At 55.7% G+C, this 16,152-nt stretch carries 14 protein-coding genes and 2 pseudogenes; 11 read left to right on the top strand and 5 right to left on the bottom strand.

Annotated elements, in window-relative coordinates; genetic code table 11:
* The first annotated feature begins 20 nt into the window (after positions 1 to 20).
* The 6 genes from oppB (at position 21) to D9K61_RS20250 (ending at position 7,712) form a co-directional block, all read left to right on the top strand.
* On the top strand, positions 21 to 944 hold the full coding sequence (oppB, locus tag D9K61_RS20275) for an oligopeptide ABC transporter permease OppB (RefSeq protein ID WP_120635011.1): 924 nt from the start codon (positions 21 to 23) through the stop codon (positions 942 to 944).
* Between the two features lie 10 nt (positions 945 to 954).
* A complete protein-coding gene (locus D9K61_RS20270; RefSeq protein WP_120635010.1) occupies positions 955 to 1,884 on the top strand; it encodes an ABC transporter permease subunit in 930 nt (309 codons plus the stop codon).
* Position 1,885: 1 nt separating this feature from the next.
* Complete coding sequence (locus tag D9K61_RS20265) at positions 1,886 to 3,691, top strand: ABC transporter ATP-binding protein (RefSeq protein ID WP_120635009.1); 1,806 nt, start codon at positions 1,886 to 1,888, stop codon at positions 3,689 to 3,691.
* A gap of 293 nt (positions 3,692 to 3,984) precedes the next feature.
* Positions 3,985 to 4,878, top strand: coding sequence for a UTP--glucose-1-phosphate uridylyltransferase GalU (gene galU, locus D9K61_RS20260; protein WP_120635008.1), 894 nt, complete (start codon positions 3,985 to 3,987; stop codon positions 4,876 to 4,878).
* A gap of 72 nt (positions 4,879 to 4,950) precedes the next feature.
* Entirely contained in the window at positions 4,951 to 6,387 is a 1,437-nt protein-coding gene (locus D9K61_RS20255) for a mannose-1-phosphate guanylyltransferase/mannose-6-phosphate isomerase (protein WP_120635007.1), read from the top strand.
* Positions 6,388 to 6,641: 254 nt separating this feature from the next.
* Entirely contained in the window at positions 6,642 to 7,712 is a 1,071-nt protein-coding gene (locus D9K61_RS20250) for a DUF2793 domain-containing protein (RefSeq protein WP_120635006.1), read from the top strand.
* Positions 7,713 to 7,884: 172 nt separating this feature from the next.
* On the opposite strand, the pseudogene D9K61_RS20245 reads toward D9K61_RS20250, so the two are convergent.
* Together D9K61_RS20245 and D9K61_RS27190 are read right to left on the bottom strand one after the other, a co-directional pair.
* Positions 7,885 to 8,166, bottom strand: a pseudogene (locus tag D9K61_RS20245) (NAD-dependent epimerase/dehydratase family protein); the annotation flags it as partial.
* An 8-nt stretch (positions 8,167 to 8,174) separates the two neighbouring features.
* Positions 8,175 to 8,667 (bottom strand): annotated as a pseudogene (locus D9K61_RS27190) (GDP-mannose 4,6-dehydratase).
* A gap of 174 nt (positions 8,668 to 8,841) precedes the next feature.
* Between D9K61_RS27190 and D9K61_RS20235 the strand changes: the two are divergent.
* Positions 8,842 to 10,146: a UDP-glucose/GDP-mannose dehydrogenase family protein gene (locus D9K61_RS20235; RefSeq protein ID WP_120635003.1), complete on the top strand. Its 1,305-nt coding sequence runs from the start codon at positions 8,842 to 8,844 to the stop codon at positions 10,144 to 10,146.
* A 73-nt stretch (positions 10,147 to 10,219) separates the two neighbouring features.
* Here the strand turns inward: D9K61_RS20235 and D9K61_RS20230 are convergent, their stop codons facing one another.
* The 3 genes from D9K61_RS20230 to D9K61_RS20220 are packed head-to-tail and all read right to left on the bottom strand — an operon-like array spanning position 10,220 to position 12,689.
* The gene (locus tag D9K61_RS20230) at positions 10,220 to 11,299 is read right to left on the bottom strand and encodes a helix-turn-helix domain-containing protein (RefSeq protein ID WP_254055833.1); all 1,080 of its coding nucleotides are present in this window, start codon (positions 11,297 to 11,299) and stop codon (positions 10,220 to 10,222) included.
* A 47-nt stretch (positions 11,300 to 11,346) separates the two neighbouring features.
* On the bottom strand, positions 11,347 to 12,090 hold the full coding sequence (locus D9K61_RS20225; protein WP_120635002.1) for a hypothetical protein: 744 nt from the start codon (positions 12,088 to 12,090) through the stop codon (positions 11,347 to 11,349).
* Positions 12,087 to 12,689, bottom strand: a complete 603-nt coding sequence (locus tag D9K61_RS20220; RefSeq protein ID WP_254055832.1) for an RNA polymerase sigma factor — start codon at positions 12,687 to 12,689, stop codon at positions 12,087 to 12,089. Before D9K61_RS20220 ends, D9K61_RS20225 begins: the two co-directional genes overlap by 4 nt.
* 18 nt (positions 12,690 to 12,707) lie before the next feature.
* Between D9K61_RS20220 and D9K61_RS20215 the strand changes: the two genes are divergently transcribed.
* The 4 genes from D9K61_RS20215 to D9K61_RS20200 all read left to right on the top strand — a co-directional run bounded on the left by D9K61_RS20215 (position 12,708) and on the right by D9K61_RS20200 (position 16,010).
* Complete coding sequence (locus tag D9K61_RS20215; protein WP_120635001.1) at positions 12,708 to 13,652, top strand: c-type cytochrome; 945 nt, start codon at positions 12,708 to 12,710, stop codon at positions 13,650 to 13,652.
* Between the two features lie 273 nt (positions 13,653 to 13,925).
* Positions 13,926 to 14,618, top strand: a complete 693-nt coding sequence (locus tag D9K61_RS20210; RefSeq protein ID WP_120635000.1) for a phosphatidylserine decarboxylase — start codon at positions 13,926 to 13,928, stop codon at positions 14,616 to 14,618.
* A 3-nt stretch (positions 14,619 to 14,621) separates the two neighbouring features.
* The gene (pssA, locus tag D9K61_RS20205) at positions 14,622 to 15,359 is read left to right on the top strand and encodes a CDP-diacylglycerol--serine O-phosphatidyltransferase (RefSeq protein WP_120634999.1); all 738 of its coding nucleotides are present in this window, start codon (positions 14,622 to 14,624) and stop codon (positions 15,357 to 15,359) included.
* 15 nt (positions 15,360 to 15,374) lie between these two features.
* Positions 15,375 to 16,010: a class I SAM-dependent methyltransferase gene (locus D9K61_RS20200; RefSeq protein WP_120634998.1), complete on the top strand. Its 636-nt coding sequence runs from the start codon at positions 15,375 to 15,377 to the stop codon at positions 16,008 to 16,010.
* Positions 16,011 to 16,152: the final 142 nt, after the last annotated feature.

Below are 16,152 nucleotides of genomic sequence, written 5' to 3'. Positions count from 1 at the left end.
GCCAATAATGGGGGCATGAAATGCTTGCCTATAGTTTGCGGCGATTGCTGATCGCCATTCCGACGATTCTATTGCTGATCGTCGCCTGTTTCTTTCTGATGCACTTCGCGCCTGGTGGGCCATTTACCTCGGAACGGCCCCTGCCACCTGCGGTTTTGGCGAATATCGAGGCGCGATACGGGCTGGACCAACCGCTGTGGAAACAGCTTTGGGATTACCTGTACAACATCGTCGTGCATTTCGATTTCGGCCCGTCCTTCAAGTTCAAGGACCGGGACGTGAATGACATCATCGCGCAGGGCTTTCCGATTTCGCTGACCTACGGGTCATTGTCGTTCCTCGTGGCAACAGTGATTGGCGTCGGCCTGGGAATTGCAGCCGCGATCAAACACAACAGCTGGATCGACTATTTCGCTGTGGGTCTGGGGATCGCGGCGCAAGCACTGCCGAACTTCATCATGGGTCCGATCCTGATCCTGACCTTCACCTTGTGGCTGGGATGGCTGCCGGGCGGCGGCTGGAATGGCGGCCAGTGGCAGTATCTGATCATGCCGGTCATCGCATTGGCGACATCTTACATGGGCTCGATCGCGCGGATCACCCGGTCTTCGATGCTGGAGGTTCTGAACTCGAACTTCATTCGCACCGCACGGGCCAAAGGGCTGCCAACCAGAACCGTAATCTGGCGCCACGCGCTGAAGCCAACCTTGCTGCCAGTAGTGTCCTATCTGGGTCCGGTTTTTGTTTACGTGCTGACCGGCTCGGTTTTCGTCGACATCTATTTCTCAACCGGTGGTCTGGGGCAAGCCTATGTCGGCTCGGCCCTGTCCCGAGACTATGCGGTGCTGTTGGGGGTCACGATCCTGTACGGCGCGTTGACTGTCGTCGTGAACCTGCTGACCGACCTGGCCTATGCCTGGTTCGATCCGAAAATCCGCTACTGAGGGGCTGGCAATGCTTGGAAAATCACAAAAAGCCGCCCATCTGACCGAAGAAATCACCGATTTCACGGTCGTTCAGGGGCGTTCACTCTGGCAGGACGCGCGTATGCGGTTCGTCCGCAACAAGGCCGCAATGGCCAGTGTCTTCATTCTGGGTCTGATCGTCCTGTTCACGGTCATTGGTCCATATTTCGCCGTTTGGAACAACGAGGAAATCGACTGGAACGTCATGGGGGACGTGCGCGGTATGGGCACGCCTTCGATCGAAACTGGACACTATTTCGGCGTCGATGATCTGGGACGCGACCTGTATAGCCGGGTCATTCAGGCGACGACCACGTCGCTGTTGGTGGGTCTGATTGGGGCTGCAACGGCGCTAATCGTCGGCACCTGCTATGGCATCGCCGCCGGTTACATCGGCGGGCGTGTCGATGGCGCGATGATGCGTTTTGTCGACATTCTGCTGGCGATCCCAGCCACGTTGATCATCATTTTGCTGCTGGTTGTGGCGGGTCGGTCGTTCTTTATGCTGTTCATCGCCCTTGGGGCTGTAGGTTGGCTGACCATGGCGCGGATCGTTCGGGGGCAGACACTGACCCTGAAGAACCGCGAGTTTATCGAGGCCGCCCGCGCTGCTGGTGTCAGTGAGTTCACCATCATGTACCGCCATATCTTGCCCAACCTTTTGGGCGTGGTAATTGTCTACGCCTCGCTGTTGGTGCCCGAGATGATCCTGACCGAAAGCTTTATCTCATTCCTCGGTCTCGGGATTTCGGAACCCTTTACCTCGTTGGGGCGTCTGATCGCCGAAGGGGCCGGAACCATGGGGTATGGCACTTTGTGGCAATTGATGTACCCGCTGACATTCTACGTCGCCATTATCATCACGATGTTCTTCATCGGGGATGGCTTGCGCGACGCTCTGGACCCGAAGGATCGCTGATATGTCACTGTTTTCTGTAAAGGACCTAAGCGTCAAATTCGATACGGCCGATGGTGTTGTCGAGGCTGTTAAAAACATTAGCTTTGACATCAATCCGGGTGAATGCCTGGGCATCGTCGGTGAAAGCGGGTCAGGAAAAAGCCAGACCTTCATGGCTGCCATGGGGCTGCTGCCTTCGGCTGGTCATGCAACTGGCTCGGCGCTGCTGAATGGTCAGGAAATTCTAAACCTGCCCGTCAACAAGCTGAACCAGATTCGCGGGGATGATGTGGGCATGATCTTTCAGGATCCACTGACGGCGCTGACACCGCATCTGCGGATCGGCCAGCAAATGCGTGAAGTGTTGCAGGTGCATGAAGGTATGCAGGGCGCTGCAGCGCGCGCGCGGTGTCTGGAGTGGCTGGATCGCGTACGTATCCCGGAAGCCAAGCGGCGCCTGGATCAGTATCCACACGAGTTGTCCGGTGGAATGCGCCAGCGCGTCATGATTGCCATGTCGATGCTGTGTAATCCAAAGCTGCTGATCGCCGACGAACCGACGACCGCACTGGATGTAACCGTACAGGCAGACATTCTGGATCTTATGGTTCGGTTGCAAAAAGACGACGGCACTGCGATTGCCCTGATCACCCATGACATGGGTGTTGTGGCGCGGATGTGCGATCGTATTCAGGTGATGCGACTGGGTGAATTTGTGGAGGCCGGCGACGCGCGCGAGATATTCCAGGCGCCAAAACACGACTACACTCGGACGCTGCTTGAGGCGATGCCCCGGATCGACGCGGGCGATGCACCTAAGGCCCTAGCTAATGTCGAAGAGCCGATGCTTAAGGTTGACGACGTCAAGGTTCATTTTCCCATCCACGTCTCAGGCGGGCTGTTCGGGCACAAAGTTCCGCTCAAGGCGGTAGACGGCGTCAGCTTTGACATCCGCAAAGGCGAAACACTGGGTGTTGTCGGCGAATCCGGCTGTGGAAAATCTACTTTAGCGCGGGCAGTGTTGCAGCTGATCGAACCCAGCGCAGGCAATGTCAGTTGGTTGGGCCACCCGATCGTGGGATTGAGGCGGGCCGAGTTGAACAAATACCGCAAGGACCTGCAGATCGTGTTCCAGGATCCACTTGCCAGTCTTGACCCTCGCATGACGATTTCGGCATCGATTGCCGAGCCGCTAAAAACTTATCGCCCCGACCTGACTGAACGGGAACGCAAAGAGATGGTCGCCGAGATGATGGAGCGTGTTGGCTTGAAGGCCAACATGATCAACCGGTATCCGCATGAGTTGTCCGGTGGGCAGAACCAGCGGGTCGGCATCGCACGGGCGATGATCAACAAGCCCAAACTGATCATCTGCGACGAAGCGGTCTCGGCCCTGGACGTCTCGATTCAGGCGCAGATTGTCGCGCTGCTGCGCGAATTGCAGCAGGAGTTCGGGTTGTCGATGATCTTCATCAGTCATGATTTGTCTGTTGTGCGGGCGATTTCGAACCGGATCATGGTTCTTTACCTGGGCCGCATCGTTGAACTGGGCGATGGTGAGGTGGTCTGTTCCAAACCCGTTCATCCCTACACGCAGTCGCTGATTTCGGCCGTACCAATCCCGGATCCGGATGTGGAACGCAGCCGCACGCGGCTGAAGCTGCCGGGCGAACTGCCCTCGCCCATGGACCCGAAGGCCGCATTGCGGTTCCTGCCCAGCCGACTTTCCGCCGGTGAAACAGACTACGTCCCAAAGCTTAGCGAAGTTGCCCCGGATCATTTCGTGGCAGAACATGATTCGCTGGACTTCATCATGGCAAAAGCCTGATCCCCTGCCCCAAGGTCAGTTTTTTGGCTTCGGGGAGTACCCGGTCAATCACCCCACCTTGCGGGCAAAACACTGGCGGCTTTAGCTCAACGAGATCCAGCATTCACCAAACGTGCGTGCATCATTTAAGCCAAACTGTTGGTTCGTTTTGACTCCGTCTGCCCAAGGTGGCACGATTTGACTGATTGGCGCCCGGTTTTTCGGGTATGATTGATTGATCTGACCTCAAAGCTTATGAGGGCATTCCGGAGGGGTTCAAATCTTCCGGCTAAAATTTGAATTTGAGAGGCACCATGGCACGCAAGGTCACCAAAGCGATTTTCCCCGTAGCAGGGCTGGGCACGCGGTTTTTGCCTGCAACCAAATCTGTCCCGAAAGAGATCATGACTCTGGTCGACCGCCCCTTGGTGCAATACGCGATCGACGAAGCGCGTGCTGCAGGGATCAAGGAATTCATCTTTGTCACGTCGCGCGGGAAATCCGCGCTTGAAGACTACTTCGACCACAACCTTGTTTTGGAACAGGAGTTGAAGGCAAAAGGCAAGGACGAGCTGCTTGAGACGCTGAATGCGACCAACATGGAAAGCGGCGCGATTGCTTATATCCGTCAGCACAAGGCGTTGGGTCTGGGGCATGCCGTCTGGTGCGCACGTCGCCTGATCGGGGATGAACCGTTTGCGGTGATGCTGCCAGACGATGTGATCGCGGCAGATAAGCCTTGCCTGCAACAGATGATTGAGGCCTACGAAGAAACTGGCGGCAACATGGTTGCGGCAATGGAAGTCCCGCCTGAAAAGACCAGCTCTTATGGTGTTCTAGACGTGGGTTCAAACGTTGGAACGGTTGTCCGCGCCAAAGGGATGATCGAAAAGCCAAAGCCTGACGAAGCCCCGTCCAATCTTGCCGTGATTGGGCGTTATGTTCTTGGCCCCTCGGTCTTGTACAACCTGAACAAACTGAAAGCAGGCAGTGGCGGAGAAATTCAGCTGACCGATGCCATTGCTGAAGACATCATTAACGGCGTTCCGGTCTTTGGGTACAAGTTTGAAGGTCAGCGGTTTGACTGCGGATCGAAATCAGGATTTTTGCAGGCCACGGTGGCCTTTGCTTTGGCCCGTGAGGACCTGCGCGGTGATCTGAGCGCGTACCTGCATGACATCGTTGCCACGGGGAAAGCGGCACAGTAATCACCGGCTCTTTCCCTTGACTGCAATTAAAGCGATACCGTTTGGCAATAGCAGTTCAAAGGCACCAAAGTTATGAACACTGTCTATCCTGTCATTCTGTGCGGTGGGTCGGGGACCCGTTTGTGGCCCCTGTCCCGGAAAAGCTATCCCAAGCAGTTTGTACCGCTAATTGGTGAGACCAGCCTGCTGCAGGATTGTGCCGAACGAATGCGGGGGCCTAAGAAAGCACCCTATGCCAAGCCTTTGATCTTAACCAACGAAGCCTTTCGTTTTGTTGTCCCTGAACAGCTTACTGCCGTCAGCGTCGACCCCGGCCCAATCCTGATCGAACCAGAAGGGCGCAACACTGCGCCGGCTGTTTTGGCGGCAGCCTTGTATCTGGAACCCATCGACCCGAACGCCATCATGCTGGTTGCGCCTTCTGACCACGTTGTTCCGGATAAACCAGCGTTCCATCAGGCGGTTGACGAGGGCGTAAGGGCCATCAAGGACCGCAGCGACCTTGTTACATTTGGTATCACTCCGGATCGTCCGGAAACGGGTTATGGCTACCTGAAACTCAGCCACGCACCGGATGCATCAGGTGTGGCGGTGCCTCTGGATCGCTTTGTTGAAAAGCCTGATCTGGACAGCGCCAAGGACATGCTGAATGATGGCAGCTACCTGTGGAATTCAGGTATTTTCCTGTTTGCTGTGCGCGACATCATCGCCGCTTTTGAGCAGCATGCCGCAGCTCTGATGGAGCCTGTGAAACAAGCCGTTGCCGACGCTCAAACGGATCTGGGTTTTCTGCGGTTAGATGCCGAAGCCTGGTCCAGGGTCGACGATATCTCGATCGACTATGCTGTGATGGAAAAGGCCGAGAACCTCAGCGTTGTCCCTTACGCAGCGGGTTGGTCGGATGTGGGCAGCTGGACGGCTGTACAGGAACTGACCTATCCCGATGCCGACGGCGTTGCCACAACTGGCGAAGTGACCACAATCGACTGCAACAATGTTCTGATCCGCTCAGAGTCTCCGTCACAAGAAGTCGTGGCGTTGGGGTTGGAAAACATAGTGGCGGTTACAATGCCGGATGCTGTTCTGGTTGCCAGTATGGACAGGGCGCAAGACGTTAAACTGGCTGTATCAGCACTGAAAGCCAAAGGTGCGAAACAGGCAGAATTGCTGCCGGTCGATCATCGTCCATGGGGTTGGTTCGAAAGTCTGGTGATCGGCGAAAGGTTTCAGGTCAAACGCATCCATGTTCATCCAGGGGCATCGCTTAGCCTGCAATCCCATCACCATCGGTCCGAACACTGGATTGTTGTGGAAGGCACGGCGAAGGTTACGATCGACGATGACGTCCAGCTCTTGTCGGAAAACCAATCGGTCTACATTCCGTTGGGTGCAGTTCACCGGATGGAAAACCCGGGCAAGGTTCCCATGGTACTGATCGAAGTCCAAACCGGCAGCTATCTGGGTGAGGACGACATCATTCGGTACGAAGACATCTACGCCCGGCGCTGAGATCCGCGGTCGCGCAGACATCGTTTTGCCATCCGATCTTTCTGGGATTCCAGCCTCAACAGAATCAGTTTTGTGCACTGATGGCCGCAGCGTGGGGACGAAACCAGCCCCTGCCCGAAATTGTTTCCGATCTGGAAATCAATGGTTAGCAAAACGTTTTTTGGGCGTTCGGCCCGGTCAGACAGGATTTACGCGCATGACGGCAAGTTGGCGCGCAACAGTAATGTCGAACCGACAGCCACAGGAGGACGCCCGTGTCTCAGATTTCACCGCGATTGAACCTGCCCTTTTTGCAACCGTCACAAGCGCAAAAACACGTCACCCATAATGAGGCACTACGACAGCTCGACCTGACCGTGCAACTGACCGTCCAGTCGACCAACGCATCAAACCCGCCACCCGTCCCTGAACAGGGTGAGGTTCACGCTTTGGCGACTGCCCCAACCGGGGATTGGACAGGTCACGGCAGCGCACTTGCCGCGTGGCTGGACAACGCCTGGCATTTCGTGACGCCCGGCACCGGGTGGCGCGCATGGGATCTTGCAAGCAACGGACTGAAGATATGGGACGGGACGGCGTGGATCACGCCCGCCGTCGCGACGCAAAATCTGGACGGGATCGGTGTGGCCACAAGCTATGACAACACCAATCGCCTGTCAGTGCGCAGCTCGGCAACTCTGCTAAGCCATGAAGGCGGCGGGCACCAGCTTAAGATCAACAAGGCCGGAGCGGGTGACACGGCCTCATTGTTGTTCCAATCCAACTGGACCGGCCATGCTGAAATGGGTCTGTCGGGCAGCACTGGTTTCTCTATCAAACTGTCCCCCGATGGTGGCAGCTGGACCGAGGCCCTGACATTTGATCCGGCGACCGGGATCCCAAGCGGTGCCGCAGTGCAAGCCAGCGCCGACGACACCACTGCAGGGCGACTGATGCGGGCCGATTACGGCTATGGGCCGGGTAATCTGTTGGGCTCAGTCTCAGAAAGCTCGGGCTCCCCCACAGGTGCGGTGATCGAACGCGGCAGCACCGCGGATGGCGACTACGTTCGCTTTGCAGACGGCACACAAATCTGCTCCGCAGCGCTGAATGCTATCGGCTGCACCACTGCCGAGGGTGCACTTTTCGCAAGTAATTCAGAAAGTTGGGCCTTCCCAGCGACCTTCGCAACCACGCCAATGGTTAGCGGCAGTGGCGGCGCGCCGAGCCGTTTTATGGGGTTTGATGTCTCGTCCAGCGCACAGGTAGCCTACAAGGTTTTGTCGTCAATTTCCGACACCACAACAATACCGCCATCCGCCATCGCAATAGGTCGGTGGTACTGATCGACATCGCCCGGGCCTCGTGTCCGGGCAATCACAGCACACGCAAATCAGCCTCGGCCTGATCCACAAACCAGGCATAAGTAGCGCGCAAGCCATCTTCGAGCCCAACGCTTGGACAATATACCATCGGCCTTGCTCGCATCGTAGGTTAGACACAGGAACCGCCCTGTTACAGCAGGCGCGTTACGCCTGCATCAAAGGCCTGATGGATCACGTTGCGTTCGATCATCAAGTTTTCATAAACAAAATTAGCGGGGTATGTTTTGTTAGCGTGAATTCGACCAACCTTGGCCGCAGCCAGAACAACAACAGGTTGCTGAGTTTGCATGAATTCAGGCACCGCCGCCTGATCGGTCAAATCCAACGCCTCGCCTCTGTTCTTTCGCTGTTGAAGCTGACGCAGGATTGCGGCCCCGACCATGCCGCTATGCCCCGCTACAAAAACTTTGCGCATATCCCCCCTCAGCTGATCTCCAGGCTGACAGGCAACTGGAATTCATGTTCCTTCAGCAGCGCGTGGCGTTTCGCCGTTTTCAAGTCCTCCAAAACCATCTCGGAACACATGTCCTGCGCCGTTACTTCCAGCTCCCACCCCAGGGTCTGTTTGGCCTAGGTTTGATCGCTTATCAGAGTTTCAACCTCAACCGCGCGGAAGTATTGAGAGTCGAACCGCGCAACAACGTCACCAAACGTCAACGCAGATGCCTGTTCTCCGTTAACCGCTACAACGGAGGCAATCCCTCCGGTACCCTGACCCGAGAATTCCAATGTCGCTTATGTCGCCATAATGCAGGTGCAGCTTCGGGTTTGAGTCGTGGGGGTCGCGGTAGATGTGGTCGATGCGCTGGGTGTTAAATGATGATGCGCGGCGCCTGATAGCGTGAACTTCGTACCCTTTCTGCAAAAGGAGTTCTGCCAAGTAAGATCCATCCTCACCTGTGACGCCGATAATCAGTACGGTTTTGGTCGTAACTTTGCCTCGCTAACCCAATCCGCCTGTTTGTCGTCTCAAAAACAGCAAGAATCTGTTGAATGCACGTTTAGGCGACTGTCAGGCATTGAAACCCACTGCAGTTTCTTTGAATGTATGCGCGCCGCAGGCGGTAATTGGTAAGAAGGATTTTAAAGAATGCGTATTGCAATGATTGGCACTGGATATGTGGGCCTGGTGTCAGGTGTGTGTTTCTCGGATTTCGGTCACGACGTGATTTGCGTCGACAAGGCAGAAAACAAGATTGAAATGCTCAAGGCCGGAGACGTGCCAATTTACGAACCGGGTCTTGATGTGCTGATGGCCAAAAACGTCGCGGCCGGACGCCTTAGCTTTACGACCGATCTGGATGCCGCCGTTGATGGTGCGGATGCGGTATTTATCGCCGTTGGCACGCCGACCCGCCGCGGTGACGGGCATGCTGACCTGACCTATGTCATGGCCGCCGCAGAAGAGATTGCACAAGCCGTAACTGGCTATACCGTGATCGTCACAAAATCGACTGTACCGGTGGGCACCAACCGCAAAGTGCACCAGGTGGTCTCGGCCGCCAATCCAGATGCCGATTTCGATGTCGCCTCGAACCCCGAGTTCTTGCGCGAAGGTGCAGCCATCGACGATTTCATGCGCCCTGACCGCGTTGTGGTTGGCGTGGAAAGTGACCGCGCGGCCGAGGTGATGGCGGAGATTTATCGCCCGCTTTATCTGCGTGACTTTCCAATCCTGACCACGGATCTGGAAAGCGCTGAAATGATCAAATACGCCGCCAACGCATTCCTGGCGACCAAAATTACCTTTATCAACGAAATTGCCGGCCTGTGCGAACGCGTCGGTGGGGATGTCAAGGAAGTGGCGCGCGGCATCGGACTGGACGGGCGGATCGGCAACAAATTCCTGCATGCGGGTCCCGGTTACGGCGGCTCGTGCTTTCCGAAGGACACCGCTGCCCTTGCCCGGATTGGTCAGGAACACGCGCACCCGATGCAGATCACCGAAACCGTCATTCGTGTGAACGACGAGGTCAAGAAACGGATGACCGAGAAAATTCGCGAAGCGTGTGATGACCGATTCAATGGCAAGACCGTCGCAATACTCGGTGTCACTTTCAAACCCAATACTGACGACATGCGGGACGCCCCATCGCTGACCATCGTTCCGGCGCTGATCGGGGGCGGGGCCAAAGTCCGCGTTGTCGATCCGCAAGGCAAATCCGAAGGCGAAGCGTTGCTGCCAGGCGTTGAATGGTCTGATGACCCTTACGCGGCCGCCAAAGATGCGGACGTTGTTGTATTGCTGACCGAATGGAACGAATTCCGTGCCTTGAATCTGGCAGAGTTGGCGGGCGCTATGACCACAGCCCGAATGGTCGATCTGAGGAATATCTATTCCGAAAATACGGTTCTGAAATCCGGCTTTGAAACTTATGTTGGTGTCGGGCGTTAGGCGCCCGATCAAACGCGTCTGCCTCAGGCTGTCAAACTAGCCAACTCGATGGATATTTACGACCGCTGTGAGGCTACAGCGCGGCGGTCCAAACCCGATATCGCCCCTGCCCTGTCACTTCGCGGATCAAACCGCGACGCGTGAAACGGTCAATGTTACGCTGCGCCGCCGCCCGTGACGCCTGCGTCAACTCCTCGGCCAATGGGGCCGAAACCATCGGCCATGCCGTCAAAGCGTCGACCAACAGCGGCGGTGTGCGCCCGCTCAGGTCGGCCGTTACTTCACGCGCCCGCGTCTCCCACGCACTTATCCGATCCAGATGCAACAAAGCCGCCAAAGCCGCTTGCCCTGCTCCACGTATCCACGCTGAAAGTTTTTCATGCGGTTCGCCGACCCCACGCAAAGCACCGGGGCCTGACAACGCAAGCGGCATGAACAATGCACCGCCCCGTCCCATCGAAGCCGCATGACGGGCGGCCACAATGGCCGCTTCGGTGTCCTGCCCGATGCTTTGAGACAGGGCACGCCATGCGTGAAAGGCAATTGCGGATTGGGTTACAGGATGCAGCCCCTCTGCATTGCGCATCACTTCGGCTAGATCCGCAACTGCTTCGGGGACGTCCTCCATGCCTTGCGCCATTCGGTCCAAAAACGCGGTCAGGCCGATCTCCCACCCTCCAGTCGACGGTGCGGTGCCCGAGGTCAGGCGGCGTACCGCCCATCCCGCCCGGAACAAGGCCTGCACATCATCACTGGTTGCGCCAATCCTGAGCCCGGTCCACAAAGCCAGGCGGTCCACGCTGATCCGATCCCCGGTCCACCACCCCAGATCGGACACATCCATCAACGCCAAACGATGGGTCCACCCTTCTGGTCCGGCTCGCAAACGTTCATCCAAAGCACCAAATGTTACCGCCAGCTCGGCCAGTTCAGATGAGAGGCCCGACTGGGCTTCACGCCATTCCCGCGGGTCGAACAGCATCCGCTGATCGACACGTGGGCCGGGTGGCAGAAAAACATCCTGAGACTCTTCTTCCTCGGGCGGCAAAAACCAAAGATCGTCATCTTCGGGTGGGTCCGTGTCATAGATACTAGGAGGCCCCAGATCTGCAGCCTCGTCATCCGGATCAGACATGACCTTTTTTGACTTCATGTTGGGTATTCTTCGGGCATTCTCAGACAGGCACAAGAGGTTTTCTTCTAGCCCGAAAAGGTCTGTGTCAGAACATCCAGCTCGCCACCCAGATCGGTCTGCGCGTCACTGCCCAAAAGCATGTACCCATACCCGTCCTGCGCCCATATCGCGGTCGCCAGACCGCTCAGAACAGCTTGCTTGACTTCTTTGCTTGGCGCGGCAGGACCTTGCCGGATAACACAGAACGCAAAGGGGCGACCTTGTTCATCGGCAAAGACAATTTGAACGAGCGGCTTGCCTTTGAACGAAAGTATTTGCGCCCGTTTCAAATCAAGGCCCGGTAGCGCCTCTAACGCGTCACGGTTCAGCGAACGGCCCAACTGTTCCTCGGCCTGCGCGAATTGCGCATCCAGAGATTCGGGTGAGCTATCCAACGATGAAATCGTCTCGGGCACGTATAAAGATTGATAGAGCGCTGCCTGCTGCGCCCAACCCAATTCGGCAGGGCGTGTCGCCCAAAACGTCGCTGAGACGGCAATAACGGCCACGGATGCAGCGACAGCAAGCAACCGCAAAGGCCCGCCGGAACCAAGCGGCACCGACACCGTAGCTTCGGGCAGATCCACCTGCGGCGTCTGTGCGGGCAATCCTTCGAAGACGTCGTGGATAACGGGTGCAAACGGGTCCAGCGCCATCAGACGGCGCTCAAGCTCGGCGTCGTCTTCGACGGCAGCCTCAATGGCGCGGCACTGGGTCTCATCCAGGCTGCCTTCCAGATACGCCTTCAGCGTGTCGTCGGAAAACTTCATTTGCCACTCCGTTGCGCGGGGTCAGTCGCATCATGCTGCATTACGGTTTTCAATTTCTGCCGGGCATTCGATAGCCGGCTCATGATCGTACCGATAGGAACCTCCAGCAATGCAGCGGCTTCGCGGTAGCTGTATCCCTCGACGAAAACAAGCATTACCGTTTCTCGCTGCGCCTCTGGCAGGTGCATCACTTGGGTAAACACTTCAGACGCGAAAATATTCGTTTCTGAATCCGGTCCGATTGCAACCAAATCCGCTTCGGGCGTAACCGACAGAGCCTGGGCACGACGAACGGACCGCGATCGTATTTCGTTCAACCAGATCGACCGGCAAATTGTCATCAGCCAGGAATCCAACCGCTCGTGCGACGTCACCTGATGATGACGTTCCAGAGCGCGAAGGCAGGTGGCTTGTAACAGATCATCCGCAACATCCGGTGCACCCGACAGCGCAAGTGCAAACCGCCACACACGTTTCGAATGTGTCTGCACCGCACTGCGCACGGCTTGTTCGGAACTGATTTCGCCACTCATCGAATAAAATGCGATCTGTGTGTGTTTGCTTTTTACGGACCGGGCCCGCGGGGTCAGGACTGACATATACCGTGGAGGATTAAAATGAAACTTCTGTTGAAAGCAGTCACGATCGCGTCGGCAATTGTTGCAAGCCCGGCTTTGGCAACGAGCTGGACGCTCGATCCCGAAGGGTCGCATCTGGCCTACGGCTCAATCAAGAAAGATACTGTGGGCGAGGTGAACAGCTTTAGCAGCCTCAGCGGTCATGTCAGCCCAGACGGCAAGGTCGAAATCGAAATTGACCTGTCGTCGGTCGAAACCAATATCGACATCCGAAACGAAAGGATGATCGAGTATGTCTTTCGCAAAACCGGCACCGCGACCTTGTCGGCTGAATTTGACATGCAGGACGTCGCGGACCTGAACGTTGGCGGGGCAACCACGGTTGATGCCGATGCCGTCCTGTCGCTTGCTGGTACAGATGTAGAATTCGACGCCGAAATGTTTGTTGCGAGATTATCCGAAACTTCGGTGATGGTATCGACCAATGACATGGTATTCCTGAGTACCGAAGATGCAGGATTAAATGCCGGTGTGGACAAACTGATGGAACTGGCCAATTTGCCGGGCATCACCCGAACCGTGCCAATCACCGCACGGCTGATCTTTACCATGGATGACAAAAAAGCCGGGGTGGCCGCCGGTGTTCCAACCACCGTTGCCGCCGCGATTATTGACGGAGATGTAAAGGCAGGCAAAAAAGTCTTTCGCAAATGCCGAGCGTGCCACCAGTTGAAAGAAGGCCGCCACGGGGTCGGCCCATCCCTTCACGGGGTCTTTGGTACATCCGCCGGGCAGGCAGACGGGTTCAAGTTTTCATCCGCATTGCAAGGATCCGGGGTCACTTGGACCGTAGAGACATTGACCCAGTTCCTGACCGACCCCAAGGGCACCGTTCCTGGCAATAAAATGCAGTTTCCGGGACTGAAGAAAGACGAAGAAATCGTAAATCTGATCGCTTATCTTAACGAAGAAGCGGCTGACTGACTACTTTGTATTGATGTCACCTTTTGGGCTTCGGTTCCCGCAAAAAACCCGAAATTTGTGAAAAACCGGGGGAAAGACAGCTAGTTATGCACTATGGCAGGTGCCCAGAAGTAGGCTTATCCACCACCATTTCCTTAGCAACTGAGTTCTCTTGAATCCGAGACTTACAAGTCCCGGATCTAGGCACAATATCACCAAGTTGAATATACCAAGTTGTAGACCAAGCCTGAACCGGGTTAGGAAGCGTCCAATTATTATTAAAGGGCGACACAAATGAGGATGCGTGACACTTTCCTAAAGCCAATGCACCCCGAAGGTCGCAAGTTTGTCGCGATCTTTGTCGTTGTAACGGTTTTACTTTTTCTGATCTCATCGATTTTGGGGTGGATTGGTGTCGGAGCATCGGTCTGGTGTTACTATTTTTTCCGAGACCCCAAACGGGCGACACCAACAGCAGAAGGACTGATCGTCAGCCCGGCAGACGGTATTGTGTCTCTGATCGAAAAAGCAGTGCCACCACCGGAACTTGGCATGCCAGCAGATGAACTGACGCGCATCAGCGTTTTCATGAGTGTGTTCAACTGCCACGTAAACCGTGCACCGATTGCAGGGGAAATCACTGAGATCGCGTATCGCCCTGGTAAATTCTTCAACGCGTCGCTTGATAAAGCCAGCGCAGACAACGAACGCAACAGCCTGTGTATTCAAATGGATGACGGGCGCCAAATCGCAGTGGTGCAGATTGCCGGCCTCGTTGCTCGGCGCATTGTATGTTTCGTTGCGAAAGGGGACAAAATCGCAACCGGAGAGCGGTTTGGTTTGATCCGCTTTGGATCCCGATTGGATGTCTATCTGCCAGAGGGCGTGCACCCCATGGTCAGCTTAGGGCAAACTATGATCGCAGGTGAAACTGTTCTGGCTGACCTGGCTTCAAACGAATCTGCCCGAATGGCCCGGACGGATTGATAGATGTCAGACCCTGCGCCAGACAGCAAACGTGACATGCCGGTCGTTCATCTATTGCCCAACCTGCTGACAATCACCGCAATCTGTGCCGGTCTGACCGCTATCCGCTTTGGGTTTCAGGGTGATTTCGAAACGGCCGTCAGGTTGGTGCTTTTGGCCATGGTGCTCGATGGGCTGGACGGAAGACTCGCTCGTTTGATGAACTGCCAAAGCCCATTTGGCGCTGAATTGGATTCCTTGGCTGACTTCCTCAATTTCGGAGTGGCACCAGGATTGATACTATATTTTTGGGCCCTGCAGGATTTCAGTGCGGGTTGGTTGGCAGTGCTGGGCTATACGATTTGCTGCGTCTTGCGACTCGCCCGGTTCAACGTGACGAGTAAATCGGATGCAGCGGAAACCGAAAACAACTTTTTTGAGGGCGTACCCTCGCCCGCAGGCGCATTACTCGCAATGCTGCCGATGTACGTGTCTTTCTTGTTTTCGGACATGCCTTCGCCGCCACCTCTGTTTGTGACCATCTATCTGTTGGTAATCGGGTATATGATGATCAGCCGGGTTCCTACATTTTCATTCAAAAATGTCTCGGTTTCACCCGGATATGCCAAATTTTTGATGTTGGGGTTCGTTCTCTTGTTGTCGGCATTGCTTATCTATCTTTGGGCGACACTCACACTCATGTCGATCATCTACATCGCGAGCCTGGCGCTGGCATTTCGCACTGCACGCAAATCCACCTAAAAAGAGGACGTTCCCTTGGATATTCATGCCGTCAAAACCTCATATGCCCGGTGGGCACCGGTTTATGACAAAACGTTTGGCGCCGCGACAAAAGCAGGGCGACGGGCAGCGGTCGATTACATCAACGCGCAAAAGGGCACGAAAGTCTTGGAGGTTGGGGTCGGAACCGGGCTGGCCCTACGGCACTATCGCTCCGATCTTCAGGTCACCGGAGTCGATTTCAGCGCCGAAATGTTAGCAAAAGCAAAGAAGAAGGTGCAAAATCTCGGTTTGACCCAGGTTGAAGCCCTTCAAAAGATGGACGCCCGCGATCTGTCTTTTCCAGACAACAGTTTTGACGCCGTAACCGCGATGCACATAGTCTCGGTCGTTCCGGAACCCGAGCGTGTGGTCGCCGAAATGGCACGGGTGTGCAAACCGGGCGGAAAGATCATCATTACCAACCATTTTGCACGCGAAACGGGGGTTTTGTCGGTCGTCGAAAAGCTCTCAGCCCCTTTTGCCAACGTGCTGGGCTGGCATTCTGATTTTCACATCAACACTGTTCTGAAAGAGCCCAGCCTTGAAATCGTCAAGAAAGACGCGCTGCCACCGATGAAGATGATGACATTTCTTGTTCTGCAAAAAAAGGCGACTCACCATGCTGAATGATGTGCCCTGGTCCGTTCAGCGCTAAATCCTCGTGTTGGATAATTGTTTGAACGTGCTGCCTTAGGCATCACAGCGTCGGTTTTGCAGTTTCCCGAAGACTGGACCTGTTCGTCGACAGGAGAGTATCGCGAACGCAGTTCGG

It is taken from the genome of Ruegeria sp. EL01, from assembly GCF_900313035.1.
Lineage (GTDB): Bacteria > Pseudomonadota > Alphaproteobacteria > Rhodobacterales > Rhodobacteraceae > Ruegeria.
Note: the sequence above shows the minus strand (reverse complement) of the source record. Positions and strands in the feature narration are given on the sequence as shown.

What these genes read in the sequence shown, in the direction of transcription:
- D9K61_RS20220 (WP_254055832.1), bottom strand. Translation starts at nt 12,689, where the DNA reads ATGTCAGTCCTGACCCCGCGGGCCCGGTCCGTAAAAAGCAAACACACA.
- D9K61_RS20255 (WP_120635007.1), top strand. Translation starts at nt 4,951, where the DNA reads ATGAACACTGTCTATCCTGTCATTCTGTGCGGTGGGTCGGGGACCCGT.
- D9K61_RS20210 (WP_120635000.1), top strand. Translation starts at nt 13,926, where the DNA reads ATGAGGATGCGTGACACTTTCCTAAAGCCAATGCACCCCGAAGGTCGC.
- D9K61_RS20265 (WP_120635009.1), top strand. Translation starts at nt 1,886, where the DNA reads ATGTCACTGTTTTCTGTAAAGGACCTAAGCGTCAAATTCGATACGGCC.
- D9K61_RS20270 (WP_120635010.1), top strand. Translation starts at nt 955, where the DNA reads ATGCTTGGAAAATCACAAAAAGCCGCCCATCTGACCGAAGAAATCACC.
- oppB (WP_120635011.1), top strand. Translation starts at nt 21, where the DNA reads ATGCTTGCCTATAGTTTGCGGCGATTGCTGATCGCCATTCCGACGATT.
- D9K61_RS20235 (WP_120635003.1), top strand. Translation starts at nt 8,842, where the DNA reads ATGCGTATTGCAATGATTGGCACTGGATATGTGGGCCTGGTGTCAGGT.
- galU (WP_120635008.1), top strand. Translation starts at nt 3,985, where the DNA reads ATGGCACGCAAGGTCACCAAAGCGATTTTCCCCGTAGCAGGGCTGGGC.
- pssA (WP_120634999.1), top strand. Translation starts at nt 14,622, where the DNA reads ATGTCAGACCCTGCGCCAGACAGCAAACGTGACATGCCGGTCGTTCAT.
- D9K61_RS20215 (WP_120635001.1), top strand. Translation starts at nt 12,708, where the DNA reads ATGAAACTTCTGTTGAAAGCAGTCACGATCGCGTCGGCAATTGTTGCA.
- D9K61_RS20230 (WP_254055833.1), bottom strand. Translation starts at nt 11,299, where the DNA reads ATGAAGTCAAAAAAGGTCATGTCTGATCCGGATGACGAGGCTGCAGAT.
- D9K61_RS20225 (WP_120635002.1), bottom strand. Translation starts at nt 12,090, where the DNA reads ATGAAGTTTTCCGACGACACGCTGAAGGCGTATCTGGAAGGCAGCCTG.